This window comes from Rhizobium sp. PK7-22 (genome assembly GCF_056530405.1).
In genome coordinates this window covers 3,449,910-3,467,495 of the sequence record NZ_CP096514.1, presented here as the reverse complement: position 1 = coordinate 3,467,495, position 17,586 = coordinate 3,449,910, and the positions used below count along the sequence as shown (strand labels likewise).

Sequence of the window (17,586 nt, the reverse complement as noted above, 5' to 3'; positions counted from 1 at the left end):
CCGCGAAGGGCGCCTGATGTTTCCGAAGAGTTCTTTTTTCCTGCGCATTCACCTTGGCGTGACCTCGCGTCTCCGCCATTTTCGTTCCATGTTAGCGCCCTAGCTTGGCCACCATGATCACACGCCGCACCGCTCTCGCCGCCCTTCCTCTCCTCTTTACAGCCAGCCATCTGCGGGCGCAGGACCTGCCACAGGCGCCGCCTCGCGCGCTGTCTCTCGATGGCGTCCTTGACGGGGTCCGCGACCTTGATGCTCTGAAGGTCGTGCTCGTCTCCCGGGAGGGGGAGATGCTGATCGAACGGGGCTTCAACGGCCACGGAATCGGCGACTCCACCAATATCAAGTCCGCCTCGAAATCGATCATCTCGGGCATGGTCGGGATTGCGATCGACAAGGGGTTGCTTGCAGGCGTCGACCAGAAGATCGCGCCGCTCCTGGAGAGCGAACTGCCGCGCGATCCGGACCCGCGGATGGCGGAGATCACCATCGGCAATCTTCTCTCCATGCAGGCAGGCCTCGCCCGCATGTCGGGACCGAACTACGGGCGCTGGGTTTCCAGCGGCAACTGGGTGCGATTTGCGCTGACGGAACCCTTCGACGGCGAGCCGGGCGGCCAGATGCTCTATTCCACCGCCTCCACCCATCTTCTCTCCGCCATCCTCACCCGTGTCGGGGGGAAGTCGACCCTGGCGCTGTCGCGCGAGTGGTTCGAGCCCGTCGAGGGATTCCGGATCGGCTCCTGGGAGCGCGATCCGCAGGGGATCTATCTCGGCGGCAACCAGATGGCGATGACCGCCGGATCGCTGCTCGCCTTTGGCCGGCTCTACCAGAACGGCGGCAGGACCGCCGATGGCGTGCAGGTCATCCCGCAGCAGTGGATCGAACAGTCGTGGACGCCGCGCACCAATTCGCGCTTTTCGGGCGACGGCTATGGCTACGGCTGGTTCCTGCGCCGGATCGGCGGCGAGGACGTGCGCTTCGGCTGGGGCTATGGCGGGCAGATGCTCTATGTCGTGCCGTCGCTGGGCCTGACGGTGGTGATGACGTCGGACGAGACTTCGCCCTCGGCCCGCACCGGCTATCGCGACGAGCTTCACCGTCTGCTTGCCGAGATCATCGGCGCCGTCCGCTCGGCGTGATGTGGGAAAGAATGTTGCGCGGCTTAGAATGCCGCAGCCTTTTCAATGCCCGCCCGCCTTTCTTCCTTCCCCACCGTCCCCACCAGATCAAGGCTTGCGACAATGGCTGCGTCATCGGACAGGGATCGGGTCGCGAACCGGTTGCCTCCCCCGGCAAGCGCCCGGCGTCCGGTGATGGTTGCAGACGGTGGCAGACCGGCGTCAGGCCGGTCGCCACCCGAAGCGCCGGTCACCGGGAACTGACACGTCCCGCGCCGGAGTTTCGGGAACAGCCGAAAGCGATCGGGCAGGCGGAAAGCCTGACATTCACATACACACTGCGAACGCTGCCTGCCCACCCACTGGATCAGGCCGTGGCGGAGAGATCCGCCGCGGTTCTCCGTGCTGTCTGCCTGTAAACCTGCCGGATCGGATCAGCGCGTGCCCTTGACGGCCACCCAGATCATGTGGCGGGCGCCGCCGCGCTTGCCGTTGGCGCGCGTGGGAACTTCATCGGTGGTGAAGCCCGCCGTCTTCAGGCGCCGGGTAAACTGGCTGTCGGGCGCCGACGACCAGACGGAGAGAACGCCGCCGGGGCGCAGTGCCCGTTTGGCGGCGTTGAGGCCTCCCAGATCGTAGATGCGATCGTTTTCGTCCCGCGTCAGCGCTTCAGGGCCGTTGTCGACGTCGAGCAGGATGGCGTCATAGGCGTCCTTCTCGGACGCGATCAGCACGCCAACATCGGCTTCCAGAACCGTGACGCGCGGGTCGTCGAGACAGCCACGGAAGACCCCGGCCATTGGCCCTCTGGCCCAGCGGATGACGGCGGGCACGAGTTCCGCCACGACGATTTCGGCACCTTCCGGCAGTTCGGCCAGGGCGGCGCGCAGGGTAAAACCCATGCCGAGGCCGCCGATCAGGATCTTCGGTCGAGGGCGGTCACGGATCTTGTCGCAGGACAGTCGGGCGAGCGCTTCTTCCGAGCCGCTCAGCCGGCTGTTCATCAGCTCGTTGGTGCCGAGCATGATCGAGAACTCGCTGCCGCGCTGCTTCAGCCGGAGTTCGTCGCTGCCACCCGGCACGGATGCGGTCTCGATGAGGGTCCAGGGGATCATGCCGGGCTTTCGTCCTAGGCGCGGCTCAGGCCGCGATGTCGATCACGCCGCCGTCGCCGGCTTCGGAGGCGAAGGCGAGAAGCTTGCCGGTGGCGCTCCAACCCATGCCGGTGATGGCGCCCTTGCCGGGGCGGCGCAGCAGCGCCTCCTTGCCGTCGGCAATGCGGACACCGAGGATCATACCGTCGATGAAGCCGATCGCCAGAACCTCTTCGGCCGGATGGAAGGAGACGTTGGTGACCATGATGTCGGCGCGGGTGCCGAGTTCCAGCGGTGCCTTGCCCATCGGGCCGTCCTTGGCCGAGAAGGGCCAGACGATGGCGGCCGGGGCGCCGGAGGAGGCGAGCCATTTGCCCTTCACCGACCAGGACATCGATTTGACCTTGGCCGGGTAGCCGGTCATGCGCATGTGGCGCGCGTCACCCGGCTTGCCGTCGAGCTTCCAGCCGTGCAGCGCGTTTTCCTGCATCATGGTGACGAGGAAGCGGCCGTCGGGCGAGAAGGTGACGCCGGTATGGGCACCCTTCCACTCCAGATCGGCGGCCGGCGCATTGGTGCCGACCCAGTGCAGCGAGACGCCGTTGTAGCGGGCGGCGGCGATCCGCAGGCCCTTCGGCGCGAAGGCGAGACCCTCGACGCTGCGTTGTTCGGCAAACTCCTTGGTGCTGCCGTCTGCGAGCCGGACGAAGCTCGTGCGACCGTGGGCGTAGGCGACGGCACCCTGCGGTCCGCCTGCGACGACGCTGATCCACTTGCGCGGAACCTCGGCAAGTTCGGTGACGCCGCCGTCCGCGCCGATGCGCAGCACCTTGCCGTCCTCGCCGCCGGTGATCAGCGTGGCGCTGTGCGGATCACGGATGCAGGTCAGCAGGCCCTCGTGGGCCTGGCTGACCTTTTCGCCATTGTCGAGGCGATGGATGGCGCCGGCGGCGGTGGCGAAGAAGGGCACGTCGCCGAGGAAATGCGCGGCGACGACGTGACCGTCGATATCAAGAGGAGCAACAGTCGGCATCAGACGGGCGTCGCCTCGCAGGCCTTGAAGCTCTTCTCGATCTTCTCGACGTCGAGATCGCGGCCGATAAAGACGAGGCGCGATTCATGCTTCTCGCCGTCCTTCCACGGACGCTGGTGATCGCCCTCGACGATCATGTGGACGCCCTGGATGACGTAGCGTTCGGCGTCGTCCTTGAAGGCGATGATGCCCTTGAGGCGCAGGATGTTCGGTCCGTCCGTCTGGGTGATCTTCTGGATCCAGGGGAAGAAACGCTCCGGGTTCATCTCGCCACCGCGCAGCGAGATCGACTTGACCGTCACGTCGTGGATGGCAGAGGGGGCGTGGTGGTCATGGCCGTGATCGTGCCCATGGTCATGCCCGTGGTGATCATGATCGTGATCATGGTGGTCGTGGCTATGGTCATGACCGCAATCGGGGCCGCAGACATGGTCGTCGTGGCCATGATGATGGCCGTGATCCTGGTCCAGGAAGTGGGGATCGTTTTCCATCGCCCGCTCGAGATTGAAGGCGCCCTGGTCGAGCACGCGGGCGAGATCGACGCCGGAGCGGCTCGTGTTGTAGACGCGCGCCGACGGGTTGATCGCCCGCACGACATCCTCGATCTGTGCCAGCTCCTGCGGCGTCACCAGGTCGGTCTTGTTGATGATCACGACGTCGGCGAAGGCGATCTGATCCTCGGCCTCGCGGCTGTCCTTGAGGCGCAGCGGCAGGTGCTTGGCATCGACCAGAGCGATGACCGCATCGAGCTCGGTCTTGGCGCGGACGTCGTCGTCCATGAAGAAGGTCTGGGCGACCGGGACCGGATCGGCAAGCCCGGTGGTTTCGACGATGATGCCGTCGAAGCGGCCGGGGCGGCGCATCAGGCCTTCCACGACGCGGATCAGGTCGCCGCGCACGGTGCAGCAGACGCAGCCGTTGTTCATCTCGTAGATCTCTTCGTCGGATTCGACGATCAGGTCGTTGTCGATGCCGATCTCGCCGAACTCGTTGACGATGACGGCATATTTCTTGCCGTGGCTCTCGGAGAGAATGCGGTTCAGGAGCGTGGTCTTGCCGGAACCGAGGTAGCCGGTCAGCACGGTGACGGGGATGGGCTTCAGGGCGGCGGTGTCGGTGGTCTTTTCGGCCATGGGAAAACCTCGAAGGAGCTGCGGGCGCCAAGGGGCGCGGAAGATGTCGGCCCCATATAAGACCAGCACCGCGCGACTTCAAAGGGTTTTGAATGTTATAAGATCACATCGGGTCGGATGAGCTGGCAACGGCTGCCCGGATGTCCGTCTGCGCGAAGTCATTGCCGACGTAAAGCAGCGGGCAGTCGTACTCCTTGGCCGTGGCGTAGGCGAAGCAGTCGCCGAAGTTGAGCCCGGCGGGGTGGAAGCTTTTGCCCCACAGGCCGTAGGCAGCAGCGGCGTCTTTTGCGCGCTGTGGTGTAACTTCGATGACACTGCTGACATAGAGCGCCATGATGTCCTCGGCCTCTTTCAAAAGCTTGCGGCGTTGGGCGACGATGAGGAATTCGGTTAATGTCCCCGCCGACATGATGACCGAGGTCTCAGTGTTCAAAACATTTGAACACTTGTCCGACATAGGCTCGCTGGTGATGACCGCGATCAGCGCCGACGTGTCGACGACAATCATCCGGGCATGCCATCGTCATCGTAGAGGAAATCCTGACTCCTCGCCGCGTCCGTGTCCATCGGCAGGTTTTTGCGGCGAGCTTCCTCCTGGATTTCGCGGAGAAGCTTCGCCCTTTCGGCCGGCGAAAGCGGGTTTGTTTCACTCGCCAGCCTCAGTGGCTTTCGCAGGTCCGCCGGAGCGTCGTTCCTGTCGACGTCACTTTTGGCGATCACAGGCGTGAGCCTTGCCAAGGGCCGGCCATCCTGCATCAGCACGATTTCCTGTCCCTGGTTTGCCAGCTCGATCAATTCCGTGAGTTGGCCTTCTGCTTCCTCGATGGAAATGCGCATCTCCGCCTCCTTCAGGCGCTAACACGATCTTGGGAGTATGCGGTACGGGCGCCGAGCAGACAAGTAGCCTCGCCGGTCCTTGCTACTACCCCAGCTCCCCCGCATCGAACCCCGCCACGTCCCGCAGCAGTTCCACGATGCCATCGACCGCATGCGCCAGGATCGCTTCCCCCTTCTCCGCCGTGGCGGCCGCGGCCCTGCCGGCGATGCCCTGGCGGTTGAGGTCGGACATCTTCCAGCCGAAGGCATGCGGTCCGTAGGCGCGCAGGTGCCTGAAGCGGGTAGCAAACTCGCTCTGGCGCGAGGGGAAATCCGCAGCCTTGGCCATGTCCACCCGCTCCGGGCAGAGCGCCAGCATGACGGAGGTCTCGATGTCGCCGCCATGGATGTCGATCGCCTTCTCCTCCGGCGCGATCAGCCCCGGCGGCAGGCCGAAGCGGGTCCAGCTGGTGGCCACCGCCAGCATGGAGAAGTGAACGCGCGCTTCCGTCGCCACGATCGTCATCAGCGGCGCATTGCCGCCGTGGGCGTTCAGCATCACGAACTTGCGAATGCCCTGGCGGTGGAGGCTCTCGGCTATGCCCAGCCAGCGTTCCACGGCCTCGTCGAAGCGCAGCGACCGGGTGCCGGCGACGTCCATGTGCTCGATGGAGTAACCGATGGGTTCGACCGGCAGGAAGGTCACCGGCAGGTCCACGGGCAGTTTTGCGATGACCCGCTCCACGATGCCGGAAGCAATCAGCGTGTCCGTCTCGAAGGGCAGGTGGGGCCCGTGCTGCTCGTGCGCGCCAAGCGGCAGCACCGCAATCCAGTCCGCCCGGGCGGAAGGCGGCAGTGACGGGTCATTGTCCTCGAAACGCGGAAGAATATGGGGCACTGGTGATTAGTTTCTCGCTTCTATATTGGATAGGTCTGGTGTTTCACACAGCCAGGGCACGAACCGAGATTAAGACGGGAAGGCGAGGTCATGGGCAAGAAGAAGGACGGCAAAAAGAGCAAACCGGGCAAGAAGAAGGACCTGGACAGCCTTTCCACGAACGATCTTGCGAACGCGGTCACGCAGGCAGCCCGGGCGATGCGCACGGCGCTCAGCCGCAGCCTGTCGGAAAGCGGCCTCTACGCCGGCCAGGACGGCGTCATCCTGGCACTGTCGGGCGAAGACGGGCTGACGGCGGGAGATCTGGCAAGCCGCCTTGGCGTCAAGGCGCCGACCATGACCCGGACCATCAGCCGGATGGAAGCGCAGGGCTTCCTGGAACGCCGTAACGATGGTGAAGACGGACGGCTGACGGTGGTGTTTCTTACCGAACAGGGGCGGGCGACGGTGGAGCAGATCGGCCGGAGCGTTGCCGACTGCAGTTCTGCGGCCGTGCGGGATTTCTCCGACAAGGAGGTGAAGTCCCTGCTGCGCCTGCTGAAAGCCATGGACGCCAACCTGCAGGGCGCCGCGGCGGACGACTAGTTGCGTCGTGAACCTACAAGCGGTTGCGAAATCTCCTTAAAGAATTTAAACGGGTTTAAAGCCGGCGGAAAGCCGGCGCTTGCCTGGTCGGAGGGGACGTGGCGCAAAAGATCAAGCTGTCGACAATTGCCGAAAGCCTCGGCCTTTCCACCGCGACCATATCGCTGGCGCTGCGCGACAGCCCGCTGGTGGCCTCCGATACGCGCGAGAAGATCAAGGAACAGGCCCGGGCTTTGGGCTATATCTACAATCGCCGCGCCGCCAGCCTCAGAACCTCGCGCTCCGGCATCATCGGCGTCGTCGTCCACGACATCATGAACCCCTTCTACGGGGAAATCCTGAAGGCGATCGAAAGCGAACTCGACCGCAGCCGACAGACCTTCATCCTTTCCAACCACTATGATTCGGTCGAAAAGCAACGGACCTTCATCGAGACCCTGCTGCAGCTTGGCGGCGACGGCGTCATCATGTCGCCGGCGATCGGCACGCCCGTCGAAGATGTCAGGCTTGCCGAGGCCAACGGCATGCCGGCGATCCTAGTTGCCCGCTCCATGGAAGGCGTCAGCCTGCCGACCTATCGCGGCGACGACAGTTACGGGATCTCGCTTGCCACCAACCATCTGATCGGGCTCGGGCATCGGGTGATCGCCATGATCGGCGGTACCGACCAGACCTCGACCGGGCGCGACCGCTACCAGGGCTATGTGAACGCGCTGCGCAAGGCGGGGATCGAGGTCGATCCGGACCTGCGCATTCCCGGACCGCGCTCGAAGCAGGGCGGTTTCGAGGCGGCGGTGCATTTCCTGTCGCTGCCGCAGAAGCCGACCGCGGCCGTCTGCTGGAACGATCTCGTGGCGATCGGCCTGATGAACGGCATCGGCCGCGCCGGCCTCGTTCCGGGCGTCGACATCGCCGTCACCGGCTACGACGACCTTGAGGAGGCGTCGATCGCCACGCCGGCGCTGACCACCGTCTGGAACGGCCAGAGCGAAGTCGGCCGTCTTGCGGCGCGTGCGCTGCTCGACCGGCTCGACGGCAGCCATGATCCGGACGGCATCCATCTCATCAAGCCGGAAATGCGTATCCGGCAGTCCACCGGCCTCTACCGGCCCCGAAGCTAACATCCTGCGAGGAGACACTCATGTCCGATCAAACCACTGCCGTACTCGTTCCCGGCCGCATCCATCCGCGCGTTCTCGAACGCCTCAACCAGGCCTTCGAGGTCGTGCCGGTGCCAGCCGGCCCGGTCACCGAGATCGACCCGGCGCTGCGTGAGCGCATCCGCGGCGTTGCGATCTCCGGCGCGCTCGACAACGGCTGGATCGAGAGCCTGCCCAACCTGCAGATCGTCTCGAACTTCGGCGTCGGTTACGATGGCGTCGACACGAAGAAGGCCCTGGAACACGACATCATCGTCACCCATACGCCGGACGTGCTGAACGACGAAGTGGCCGACACGACGATCGCGCTGCTGCTCAACACGGTGCGCCAGTTCCCGCGCGCTGAAATCTACCTGCGCGAAGGGCGCTGGAAGAACGAAGGCCCGTATCCGCTGACGCCGCTCTCCCTGAAGGGCCGCAAGGTCGGCATTCTGGGGCTCGGCCGCATCGGCATCGAGATCGCCAAGCGCCTGGAGCCCTTCAAGGTGGAGATCGGCTATCACACCCGCAGCCGTCGCGACGATGTGTCCTACACCTACTACGCGTCACTGAAGGAGATGGCGGAAGCCGTCGACACGCTGATTTCGATCGTTCCCGGCACGGCGGCGACGCACAAGATCTTCACCTCCGAGATCTTTGCCGCACTGGGTGCCAACGGCGTCTTCATCAACGTCGGCCGCGGCACGAGCGTTGACGAGGATGCGCTGGCATCGGCGCTGCGCGACGGCACGATCGCGGCGGCCGGCCTCGATGTGTTCTATGACGAGCCCAACGTCCCGGCGGCGCTCCTGGAGTTCCCCAACGCCTGCCTGCTGCCGCATGTGGCCTCGGCCTCGATCCCGACCCGCAACGCCATGGCGGATCTGGTCGTCGACAATCTGATCGGCTGGTTCCGCGACAAGACGGTGATCAGCCCCGTGCCGGAAACGCCCGTCAAGGGCTGAGGCGCGGGCTCGAAGGGGAGGGCGGCGCGGTGCCGCCCTCGATACTGTCGTTTCAGCGAACGGCGGCGAGCGGCGTCGGGCCTGTGTCCGCCGATGCCTTCCCGGCGGCGTAATCGCGCACGGCATCGCCGAAGGCCTGGAACAGCGCCCGCGACGGCGTGTCGGTCTCGGCCCAGTATTCGGGATGCCACTGGACGCCGACCGCGAAGTTCTTCGCGTCGATCACCGAGACCGCCTCGATCGTGCCGTCCTCGGCTGTCGCCTCGACCTTGAGCCGCGGCGCCGTCTCGGCGATCGCCTGGCGATGCAGCGAGTTCACCTGCACCTCGCCTGAAAGCCCGAGATATTGCGCGATGCAGGAGCCTTCCTCGACGAAGACCGGCTGGCGGATCGCGAACATGTGGTCGCGCTCGGCTACGTTCGGCTTGCGGTGGTCCCAGATGCCGGGCTGCTCGTGGATTTCGGTCGCCAGCGTGCCGCCGAGCGCAACGTTCAGTTCCTGGATGCCGCGGCAGATCGCCAGCATCGGAATGCCGCGCTCCAGGGCACGGCGAATCAGCGGCAGGGATGTCGCATCGCGGGCGGGATCGAAGGGACCGTCGGCCTCCGTCGCAGGCCGGCCGTAGAGCGAAGGGTGGACGTTGGTGGCCGATCCGGTGACCAGCAGTCCGTCGACCCGATCGAGAATGGCATCCACCTCGTTGCCGTCCTCGAAGGCGGGGACGATGAAGCTCATCACCTCCGCCACCTTCAGCGCAGCCTTGAGGTACTGATTGGGGCTGGCATGCCAGACCGCACCTTCCACTTCGCGAATATCGGCAGGCACGGCAACGATGGGTTTGGGCATGGGCAATCTCCGCAGATCGAGCCCGTTTGTCGCGCCGGATCGGACGCAGGTCAAGCGCCCTTGCCAGAGGCTTTTCCGCCTAATGTTTGAGCACCGTCGGCGGGGCATGCGCCGGATGGCTAATCTTCGCACAGGTTGCGGAATTCCTTGAAGAATTTGCAAGGCCACCACTAAGGAATTAGTCGCAGGATGCTTGCCAGCCTCAAGGGGACATGGTTACTTCGGGTGATGCCGGGGGAAGGGGAGAAAAGCTGTCCCGCGGTTTGTCTTCACGGGAGGTTATTCATGGATCGTCGTTCATTCTTCAAGAAAGCTGCAGCAACGGGGGCGGGCGCTGCCGCGGCCACCGCGCTTGCGGCCCCTGCCATCGCGCAGGAAAACCCCAAGATCACCTGGCGTCTGACGTCTTCGTTCCCGAAGTCGCTCGACACCATTTACGGCGGCGCCGAAGACATCGCTGCCCGCGTGTCGGAAGCCACCGGCGGCAATTTCACCATCCAGACCTTCGCAGCGGGCGAAATCGTGCCCGGCCTGCAGGCGGCGGACGCCGTCAGCGCCGGCACGGTCGAAATGTGCCACACCTGCTCCTATTACTACGTCGGCAAGGATCCCACCTTCGCCATCGGAACCGCAATCCCCTTCGGCCTCAATGCGCGGTTGACCAACTCCTGGTTCTACCAGGGCAACGGCAACACGCTGCTCAACGAGTTCTACGCGACCCACAATCTCTACGGCATGATCGCCGGCAACACCGGCGCCCAGATGGGCGGCTGGTTCCGCAAGGAGATCAACACCGTCGAAGACTTCAAGGGCGTCAAGATGCGCATCGCGGGTCTTGCCGGCAAGGTGGTCGAGAAGCTCGGTGTGGTGCCGCAGCAGATCGCCGGCGGTGACATCTATGCGTCTCTCGAAAAAGGCACGATCGATGCCGCCGAATGGGTCGGTCCCTACGACGACCAGAAGCTCGGCTTCTACAAGGTCGCCAAGTACTACTACTATCCGGCCTTCTGGGAAGGCGGCCCGGTCATCCACGCCTTCGCCAACCTGGAGAAGTTCAACAGCCTCCCGAAGAGCTACCAGGCGGCCCTCATCGATGCCTGCGCCTACGCCAACACCAACATGATGGCGAAGTACGACATGAAGAACCCGGGTGCGGTCAAGCAGCTCGTTGCCGACGGCACGATCCTGCGTCCGTTCAGCCAGGAGATCCTCGAGGCCTGCTTCAACGCGGCCCAGGAGGTCTACGCCGAGATCTCTGGCTCGAACGAGTGGTTCAAGCGGATCTACGAAGACCAGGTCGCCTTCAAGCGCGAAGGCTATCTCTGGATGCAGCTGTCGGAATACACATTCGACACCTTCATGATGATCCAGCAGCGCAACGGCAAGCTCTGACCGTTCCCGTCCCTGCCGACCAGAAAAAGGCCCGGATCGCAAGATCCGGGCCTTTTCCGTCATGGGTTCATCGGGGGCGGCTGGCTGAGGTCCGGTGCCGCCGGCTGTGCGGGCGCGGGCGGCTGGCTGCCAGCTGGCGCCGGAGGATCGCCGCCGAGGTTCAGTGGCGGCAGCCCGAAGGCGGGCGGAGCGGCCGGGGCGGCGGGCGCCTGTTGGCCGGTGGCCGCAGGCTGCTCACCGCCGAAGTTGAGCGGCGGCAGGCCGAAGGCCGGCGGGGCTGCCGGGGGCGCGGCACTGCCACTCCCGCCGGAGCCGGTCTGGCCGCCGATCGGCGGCAGGCCGAAGTTCGGCATGGTATCGCTCTGCCCGCCGAAGCCGGGGATGTCGATGCGGATCTCGCCCGGATCGACGGTCGGCGTATCGGTCTTGTAGTGCATCACCAGGCCGGGGAAGAAGATGACCACCAGGATCATCGCGAACTGGATGACGATATAGGGGAAGACGCCCTTGTAGATGTCGGTCGTCTTCATCGCCGGCATCGTCTTGTTGGTCACCTTGTCGAGCCACGGCGAGGCGGGCGCGATGGAGCGTAGGAAGAACAGCGAGAAGCCGAAGGGCGGCGTCAGGAACGAGGTCTGCAGGTTGATGCTGAGGATGATCCCGAACCAGACGAGGTCGATGCCATGGGCTTCGGCCACCGGCGCCAGGAGCGGCACCATGATGAAGGCGATCTCGAAGAAATCGAGGAAGCAGCCGAGGATGAAGACGATGATCGTGACAACGATCAGGAAGCCGTAGTCCCCGCCCGGAAGCGCCAGCAGCAGTTCCTCGATCCAGACGTTGCCGTTGATGCCGTAGAAGGTGAGGCCGAAGACGCGGGCGCCGATCAGGATCATCATCACGAAGGCTGAGAGCTTCGTGGTGGCGTCCAGCGCGTTCTTGACGATGCCGAAGCTCAGGCGGCGCTTGGCCAGGGCGAGGAGCAGGGCGCCCGTCGCACCCATGGCGCCCCCTTCCGTCGGCGTGGCGATGCCGAGGAAGATCGTGCCGAGCACGAGGAAGATCAGCGCCAGCGGCGGCACCAGGACGACGATGACCTGTTCTGCGAGCCTCGAGATGATCTTCTTCTCGATCCGGCTGTTGATCAGCGCGACGACATAGGCGGTTCCCACCGCAAACGCCATGGAAGTGACCAGCTGCCATTCCGGGCTGCCGATGCCCGCAAACAGCACGTGCATGCCGAGATAGTAGAGGGCGATCGACAGGAGCAGCATGACGCCGAGCGACGTCACGCCATTGCCGAGCGTGCGGGCTTCCATCGGAAGCGCCGGCGCCCAGTGCGGCTTCACCATCGAGATCGCGAAGATGTAGAGGCAGTAGACCGCCACGATCAGAAGGGCCGGGTAGAGGGCGCCGACATACATGTCGCCGACGGAGCGGCCGAGCTGGTCGGCCATGACGATGAGCACGAGCGAGGGCGGCACGATCTGGGCCAGCGTGCCGGAGGCGGCGATGGTGCCGGCGACCAGCGGCCGCTGGTAGCCGTAGCGCATCATGATCGGCAGCGAGATCAGGCCCATGGCCATGACCGATGCGGCAACGACCCCAGTGGTGGCGCCCAGCAGCGCGCCGACGAGGATGACGGCATAGGCAAGGCCGCCGCGGATCGGACCGAACAACTGGCCGATCGTGTCGAGCAGGTCCTCGGCCATGCGCGACCGCTCCAGGATGATCCCCATGAAGGTGAAGAAGGGGATGGCCAGAAGCGTATCGTTGTACATGATGCCGTAGATGCGCTCCGGATGGGATTGCAACAGCGGCCAGAAGAGCCTGATCTCGGGCGAGATGGCCGAGAGCTCGACGCCGATGACGAAATACAGCAGGCCGCCGGCGGCGAGCGTGAAGGCAACCGGATAGCCAAGCAGCAGCATCAGCATGACGCTGGAGAACATCACCAGCGGCAGATTGTGGGCAATGAAATCGATCACGCTCATACCTCCGTCGCAGCCGGCGGCATTTCGCCGACGGTGTCTTCACGCGGATCGGCGATGCGTCCGGTGATGACGGCAATGCGCTTGATGATCTCGGAGACGGCCTGCAGCAGCAGCAGGCTGAAGCCCAGCAGCACGACCAGCTTGGCGGGCCAGATGGTCAGGCCGCCGGCGTTGGACGAAATCTCGCCGGAGTTGAATGACAGCCAGAACCACGGCCAGGCGAGATAGGCCATCAGCGCTGCGAACGGGATGAGAAAGATGGTGTGCAGGACGACGTCGATGATGTCGCGCGTCCGCTTGGTCCACATGGAGGAGAGGATGTCGATGCGCACATGCTCGTTCTTCAGCAGCGTATAGGCGGCAGCCAGCATGAAGACGGTGCCGAACAGATACCACTGCACCTCGAGCCAGGCGTTGGACGACATGTCCAGCGTCTTGCGCAGGATCGCGTTGCCGGTGCTGATGAGAACGGCCGCCAGAAGCAGCCATGAGACGGATTTTCCAATTGCCGTGGTCACGGCATCAATCACGCGACTCAGCGCGAGCAGCACAGCCATTCTTGGTCCCCTCCTGCAGAAACCTGCGGCGCTCCTGCCGCCCACAAGGATCAGGGTCTGTGAGAGGGCGCCACATCGGTTCTTGGTTGGCGACCTCTATTGGCTAGCGTGGTAAAAATCAATCGGTCCATGCGGAGAATGTACTTGATTTGCAGGCGCTGCGGCCTTTTACCCGATGGTCTGTTGTCCTCGCGGGTACAGGGCGAGCTGACGAGCCCCGCTTCGCGAGGGCGCGCTTCATTCCCTGCTCAATTTCCGCCAGTTGTTTTTCGGGTGGGTTGTTTGGCAGTTGTTAAGCAAAGCGTGAAAAACCCCTATAGTCTGAAGGGTGAAAGATTCGGGTCATCACTGAATTTTAAGAGGTCCGGCGAAGGGTGGCGCAGAATCAAGGGTCGAAGCAATGATGGCGCGCGAGGCGAGCGGGCTGCCGACAGATGTCTATCTGTCGTTCGTCAGCTCGCTGTTTGGAAATCGTGGAACGCTTTTCACAGGGATGGTCGTCCATATCCTGTCGTGCTTTCTCGTGTACGGCTATTCCGGCGCAAACTTCTATCTCTGGTTGGCGGCGGTCTTTGCCTCCGTCTTCGTCTACAGGCTCTTCTGGTTCCGGCGCTTCGACCAGCTGGACAAGAGTGAGCTGTCCTTCAAAGATATTGCTGCCTGGGAAGTGAGCTACGTCTACGGCGCTGCCGCAACGGCACTGCTGCTGGGCATTGCCAGCGGCTATGCCGTGATGGTGCTGCGCGATACCTTCGCCGCATTCATGTGCATTGCCGTGACGATGGCTTCGATGGTCTCCATCGTCGGTCGCAACTACGGCTCCCAGCTGGCGGTCACTCTGCAGACGCTGGGCTGCTGCGTGCCGATCATCGTCGCCTGCCTGTTCACACGCCAGGTACACCTCATCCTGATGTCTCTGTTGCTGATACCCTACGGCCTGACGACGCGGTCGATGGCAAACGGCGTGCGCGAGTTCCTCTACAAGAACGTTTTGGCGTCGCGAGACCTTGCACGCATCGTCGACCGGTTCGACACGGCGTTGAAGACGATCTCGCACGGCCTGATCATGGTGGATGAAGCGGGCGCTATTCAGGTTTTCAACCGGCGCGCACCGGACCTGCTGCGACTCGAAGCCGGTGAGCAGATCGAGGGGAAGGCGTTCTTGCCCCTGCTGCAGCAAAGCCTGGGCCCCTCGTTCAACAAGATCAGGACCGCTCTCGACAAGCTGACCGGCAGCGACCAGGTGCAGGCTGTCGTACAGCTTCCGGACGCCTCCTATCTCGATTTCACCGTGAGCCGCCGGTCCGACGGCGGCCTGGTCCTGGTCTTCGAAGACGTCACGTCGCGCATCATGGCCGACGAGCGAATAAGGCTCATGGCGCGGTATGACGGGCTGACGAACCTGCCCAACCTCCATTACTTCACCGAGCTCTGCCAGGATCACCTGGAGGGCTCCGTCAGCCAGGCGGGCCTGCTCCTGCTCGACGTCGAGGGCTTCCGGCACGTCAACGATGTTCGCGGTCACCGGATCGGCGATGGATTGCTGCAGGCGATCGCCGATCGGCTGATGGCTGAAGCAGGCGATGATTCCGTCGTCGCCCGCATGATCGGTGATCGCTTCGCCGTTCTGGTCAGTGGGGCTGCAGATGTCGATCCCTACAGCCGTATCCACGAGTTTCACGCTGCCGTTCAAGGGACCTATTCCATCGGTGATCACAGCCTGCTTGTCTGCGTCAGTGGCGGCTACCTGATCGATCCGGCGCAGGAGTTCGACATGGAGCGTTGGCAGATCAAGGCTGACCTCGCGCTCAACGATGCGAAGCTGTCGGGGAACGGCCGGCTGAGCTCCTTCCTGCCGGAGATGGATGCCGTCTATCTCGAAGGGCAGAAACTGCGCGCCGATCTGCGACAGGTACTCCGCGACAAGGGACTGCAGGTCGTCTATCAGCCGATGTTCCGGCCCGACGGCTCGGTGATCGAATGCTGCGAGGCGCTGGTGCGCTGGAACCATCCGGACAAGGGCGCGATCGCTCCCAACATTTTCGTGCCATTGGCCGAAGACATGGGACTGGTCTCGGAAATCACCCGTTACGTTATCGACCGTGCTTGCCGGGAATGTGCCGGCTGGCCGAGCACTGTTGCGGTGTCCGTCAATCTATCCGTCAACGACTTGCGCAGCGACGAAGTCGTCAGCTGGGTTTCCGACGCGCTTCGCCGCTACGGGCTTCCCGCGAAGCGCCTGCATGTCGAGGTGACGGAAAGCTTCTTCATGGATGAGCCTGCGGCGGTCTGCGCCATCCTGGAGCAGTTGCGGACGATGGGATTGACGATCGCGATCGACGATTTCGGGACAGGCTTCTCCAGCCTCAGTTATCTGGACTCCCTGCCGCTCGACGTGGTGAAGATCGACCGCGCCTTCGTGCGCGATATCGCCAGCCAGCCGAAACGCTTGAAGCTGCTCCGGGGCATCGTGCAGCTGACCCGCGAACTGGGATTGAGGATCGTGATCGAGGGCGTCGAGACGAAGCAGCAGCTCGCCCTCATCAACAAGCATAGGCTCGCCGACCTCGTCCAGGGTTATGTGTTTTCCCAGCCAGTCACGAACGAGGCTCTCTGGCATCTCCTGGCCGAGCGGGACGCCGGAGGTGAGGCCGCGGGAAGCGCCTAGGCGCCGTCGCCGCTGGACGCGTTCAGAAGCACAGCTTCGTTCGGCGAGCTCACCCACGGCCGCGCCATTAACCACGTTTGTTACTATTTCGGTAACTTTTACCGCAGATGTTGCGGAGCTTTTCATAATCAGCGTTAACTCCCCGTAAATGTCAGGAGTATTGCGTTGTCATGGACCAGGTCCTTTCTGAGGGCAGCTTCAGCCAGAAACTTTTAAACGTGCTGGATCACATCGAGTACCGGCGGATCGAGGATCAGGAGGATTTCGAGGCCATCGCCCGGCTTCGATTCAAAGCCTACAAGGCGCGGGATGTGCTTCCGGTGTCAGCCGTCAACATGCTCGAGGCGGTGGACTTCGATTCGCAGGCCTACGTCTTCGGTATCTACTACTACGAGGAGTTGATCAGCACGCTGCGCGTCCATCACGTCACGCCCGACCACAGGGTCTGCCAGTCGAGCGGCATCTTCCCGGATGCGGTGAACGCATTTCTCGATGCAGGCATGTCGCTGATTGACCCTGCCCGTTTCGCCGCCGATCCGGATGTCGTCGGCGAACTGCCCTCGATCTCCTACCTTACACTTCGTCCAAGCATCATGGCGGCGATCTATTTCGATGCGGATCGGGTGCTGCAGCATATCCGTCCAGCGCATGCCGCCTTCTACCGGCGGGTCTTCCAGGCCGATACCATCGTGCCGCCGACGATGACCGACACCTATGGGTTCGAGCTGACGCTGCTTGCGTCGCGCCCACGGGAGGTGCGCCCGAAGCTCATGCAGCGTTACCCCTTCTTCGACTCGCAGCCCTACGAGCGCCGCATGATGTTCGATCGCTCGCCGCCGAGCGGCATGCCGCCGCTGACGATCCTGCCGACGGCGAGGTCTGCTCAGGCAAGCTCCCGCCAGCTTGTGCGCACGGGTTGAAAGTCCGACTGGCGGCAACTCGAGAGGCCGCCTGCGCCATAAGGTGCCATTGCGCTTCGAGGTGGCTTTGTGTAAGGCCTGAAGTAGGGTCCGACCGGCCGCTTGACGCGGTTCGGGACGGGTGAGATCAGGTTTTCGAGGGCCGTTGCTGCGCTTGATCGGCGCATGTGCGGCCTGCGCAAGGGAGACGACAGATGGACAACCACAGCACCGGGCCGATCGAAACGGGCGCCCAGATGGATTATGTGGAACATGAGAGAACCTACGAGAGGTTCCTCGTCATTTCCAAGTGGGTCACGATGCACCTCGTCGTGCTGATGATCGCCATGGCCGCCGGCTTCTTCGGCGGCGCCGGTTTCTTCGGCGCCCTGATCATCTTCATCGTCCTCAACGCTGCCGGCTTCTACCTGCTTCGCTGATTTCTGCG

At 63.7% G+C, this 17,586-nt stretch carries 17 protein-coding genes; 8 read left to right on the top strand and 9 right to left on the bottom strand.

Features of this window, described 5'->3' with window-relative positions; translation table 11 throughout:
- The first annotated feature begins 113 nt into the window (after positions 1-113).
- Entirely contained in the window at positions 114-1,139 is a 1,026-nt protein-coding gene (locus M1E10_RS21760; protein ID WP_499174858.1) for a serine hydrolase domain-containing protein, read from the top strand.
- A 413-nt stretch (positions 1,140-1,552) separates the two neighbouring features.
- On the opposite strand, the gene M1E10_RS21755 is transcribed toward M1E10_RS21760, so the two are convergent.
- The 6 genes from M1E10_RS21755 to M1E10_RS21730 all read right to left on the bottom strand — a co-directional run bounded on the left by M1E10_RS21755 (position 1,553) and on the right by M1E10_RS21730 (position 6,083).
- Positions 1,553-2,233, bottom strand: coding sequence for a spermidine synthase (locus M1E10_RS21755; RefSeq protein WP_499174857.1), 681 nt, complete (start codon positions 2,231-2,233; stop codon positions 1,553-1,555).
- 25 nt (positions 2,234-2,258) lie between these two features.
- Positions 2,259-3,245 (bottom strand): WD40 repeat domain-containing protein, encoded by a 987-nt coding sequence (locus M1E10_RS21750; RefSeq protein WP_499174856.1) that lies wholly within the window; start codon positions 3,243-3,245, stop codon positions 2,259-2,261.
- A complete protein-coding gene (locus M1E10_RS21745; RefSeq protein ID WP_499174855.1) occupies positions 3,245-4,378 on the bottom strand; it encodes a CobW family GTP-binding protein in 1,134 nt (377 codons plus the stop codon). Before M1E10_RS21745 ends, M1E10_RS21750 begins: the two co-directional genes overlap by 1 nt.
- 103 nt (positions 4,379-4,481) lie before the next feature.
- A complete protein-coding gene (locus M1E10_RS21740) occupies positions 4,482-4,886 on the bottom strand; it encodes a type II toxin-antitoxin system VapC family toxin (RefSeq protein ID WP_499174854.1) in 405 nt (134 codons plus the stop codon).
- Positions 4,883-5,215: a type II toxin-antitoxin system Phd/YefM family antitoxin gene (locus M1E10_RS21735; RefSeq protein WP_499174853.1), complete on the bottom strand. Its 333-nt coding sequence runs from the start codon at positions 5,213-5,215 to the stop codon at positions 4,883-4,885. Before M1E10_RS21735 ends, M1E10_RS21740 begins: the two co-directional genes overlap by 4 nt.
- A gap of 85 nt (positions 5,216-5,300) precedes the next feature.
- Positions 5,301-6,083: a creatininase family protein gene (locus M1E10_RS21730; RefSeq protein ID WP_499177262.1), complete on the bottom strand. Its 783-nt coding sequence runs from the start codon at positions 6,081-6,083 to the stop codon at positions 5,301-5,303.
- 99 nt (positions 6,084-6,182) lie between these two features.
- On the opposite strand from M1E10_RS21730, the gene M1E10_RS21725 reads away from it, so the two are divergent.
- The 3 genes from M1E10_RS21725 to M1E10_RS21715 all read left to right on the top strand — a co-directional run bounded on the left by M1E10_RS21725 (position 6,183) and on the right by M1E10_RS21715 (position 8,781).
- Positions 6,183-6,677: a MarR family winged helix-turn-helix transcriptional regulator gene (locus M1E10_RS21725; protein WP_499174852.1), complete on the top strand. Its 495-nt coding sequence runs from the start codon at positions 6,183-6,185 to the stop codon at positions 6,675-6,677.
- 98 nt (positions 6,678-6,775) lie between these two features.
- Positions 6,776-7,798: a LacI family DNA-binding transcriptional regulator gene (locus M1E10_RS21720; protein ID WP_499174851.1), complete on the top strand. Its 1,023-nt coding sequence runs from the start codon at positions 6,776-6,778 to the stop codon at positions 7,796-7,798.
- 20 nt (positions 7,799-7,818) lie between these two features.
- Complete coding sequence (locus tag M1E10_RS21715; RefSeq protein ID WP_499174850.1) at positions 7,819-8,781, top strand: 2-hydroxyacid dehydrogenase; 963 nt, start codon at positions 7,819-7,821, stop codon at positions 8,779-8,781.
- Positions 8,782-8,833: 52 nt separating this feature from the next.
- On the opposite strand, the gene M1E10_RS21710 is transcribed toward M1E10_RS21715, so the two are convergent.
- Positions 8,834-9,628: a gamma-glutamyl-gamma-aminobutyrate hydrolase family protein gene (locus tag M1E10_RS21710; protein ID WP_499174849.1), complete on the bottom strand. Its 795-nt coding sequence runs from the start codon at positions 9,626-9,628 to the stop codon at positions 8,834-8,836.
- A gap of 285 nt (positions 9,629-9,913) precedes the next feature.
- Between M1E10_RS21710 and M1E10_RS21705 the strand changes: the two genes are divergently transcribed.
- Positions 9,914-11,020, top strand: a complete 1,107-nt coding sequence (locus tag M1E10_RS21705; RefSeq protein WP_499174848.1) for a TRAP transporter substrate-binding protein — start codon at positions 9,914-9,916, stop codon at positions 11,018-11,020.
- A 59-nt stretch (positions 11,021-11,079) separates the two neighbouring features.
- Here M1E10_RS21705 and M1E10_RS21700 read toward each other — a convergent pair whose 3' ends face one another.
- The gene (locus M1E10_RS21700; protein WP_499174847.1) at positions 11,080-13,008 is read right to left on the bottom strand and encodes a TRAP transporter large permease; all 1,929 of its coding nucleotides are present in this window, start codon (positions 13,006-13,008) and stop codon (positions 11,080-11,082) included.
- 2 nt (positions 13,009-13,010) lie between these two features.
- Entirely contained in the window at positions 13,011-13,571 is a 561-nt protein-coding gene (locus M1E10_RS21695) for a TRAP transporter small permease subunit (protein ID WP_499174846.1), read from the bottom strand.
- A 400-nt stretch (positions 13,572-13,971) separates the two neighbouring features.
- On the opposite strand from M1E10_RS21695, the gene M1E10_RS21690 reads away from it, so the two are divergent.
- The 3 genes from M1E10_RS21690 to M1E10_RS21680 all read left to right on the top strand — a co-directional run bounded on the left by M1E10_RS21690 (position 13,972) and on the right by M1E10_RS21680 (position 17,578).
- Positions 13,972-16,239 (top strand): putative bifunctional diguanylate cyclase/phosphodiesterase, encoded by a 2,268-nt coding sequence (locus M1E10_RS21690; RefSeq protein WP_499174845.1) that lies wholly within the window; start codon positions 13,972-13,974, stop codon positions 16,237-16,239.
- Positions 16,240-16,409: 170 nt separating this feature from the next.
- Complete coding sequence (locus M1E10_RS21685) at positions 16,410-17,159, top strand: N-acyl amino acid synthase FeeM domain-containing protein (protein WP_499174844.1); 750 nt, start codon at positions 16,410-16,412, stop codon at positions 17,157-17,159.
- A gap of 194 nt (positions 17,160-17,353) precedes the next feature.
- Complete coding sequence (locus tag M1E10_RS21680) at positions 17,354-17,578, top strand: aa3-type cytochrome c oxidase subunit IV (protein WP_499174843.1); 225 nt, start codon at positions 17,354-17,356, stop codon at positions 17,576-17,578.
- Positions 17,579-17,586 lie beyond the last annotated feature (8 nt).

What these genes read in the sequence shown, in the direction of transcription:
- M1E10_RS21735 (WP_499174853.1), bottom strand. Translation starts at nt 5,215, where the DNA reads ATGCGCATTTCCATCGAGGAAGCAGAAGGCCAACTCACGGAATTGATC.
- M1E10_RS21710 (WP_499174849.1), bottom strand. Translation starts at nt 9,628, where the DNA reads ATGCCCAAACCCATCGTTGCCGTGCCTGCCGATATTCGCGAAGTGGAA.
- M1E10_RS21725 (WP_499174852.1), top strand. Translation starts at nt 6,183, where the DNA reads ATGGGCAAGAAGAAGGACGGCAAAAAGAGCAAACCGGGCAAGAAGAAG.
- M1E10_RS21755 (WP_499174857.1), bottom strand. Translation starts at nt 2,233, where the DNA reads ATGATCCCCTGGACCCTCATCGAGACCGCATCCGTGCCGGGTGGCAGC.
- M1E10_RS21760 (WP_499174858.1), top strand. Translation starts at nt 114, where the DNA reads ATGATCACACGCCGCACCGCTCTCGCCGCCCTTCCTCTCCTCTTTACA.
- M1E10_RS21690 (WP_499174845.1), top strand. Translation starts at nt 13,972, where the DNA reads ATGATGGCGCGCGAGGCGAGCGGGCTGCCGACAGATGTCTATCTGTCG.
- M1E10_RS21705 (WP_499174848.1), top strand. Translation starts at nt 9,914, where the DNA reads ATGGATCGTCGTTCATTCTTCAAGAAAGCTGCAGCAACGGGGGCGGGC.
- M1E10_RS21680 (WP_499174843.1), top strand. Translation starts at nt 17,354, where the DNA reads ATGGACAACCACAGCACCGGGCCGATCGAAACGGGCGCCCAGATGGAT.
- M1E10_RS21740 (WP_499174854.1), bottom strand. Translation starts at nt 4,886, where the DNA reads ATGATTGTCGTCGACACGTCGGCGCTGATCGCGGTCATCACCAGCGAG.
- M1E10_RS21715 (WP_499174850.1), top strand. Translation starts at nt 7,819, where the DNA reads ATGTCCGATCAAACCACTGCCGTACTCGTTCCCGGCCGCATCCATCCG.
- M1E10_RS21745 (WP_499174855.1), bottom strand. Translation starts at nt 4,378, where the DNA reads ATGGCCGAAAAGACCACCGACACCGCCGCCCTGAAGCCCATCCCCGTC.
- M1E10_RS21685 (WP_499174844.1), top strand. Translation starts at nt 16,410, where the DNA reads ATGGACCAGGTCCTTTCTGAGGGCAGCTTCAGCCAGAAACTTTTAAAC.
- M1E10_RS21695 (WP_499174846.1), bottom strand. Translation starts at nt 13,571, where the DNA reads ATGGCTGTGCTGCTCGCGCTGAGTCGCGTGATTGATGCCGTGACCACG.
- M1E10_RS21750 (WP_499174856.1), bottom strand. Translation starts at nt 3,245, where the DNA reads ATGCCGACTGTTGCTCCTCTTGATATCGACGGTCACGTCGTCGCCGCG.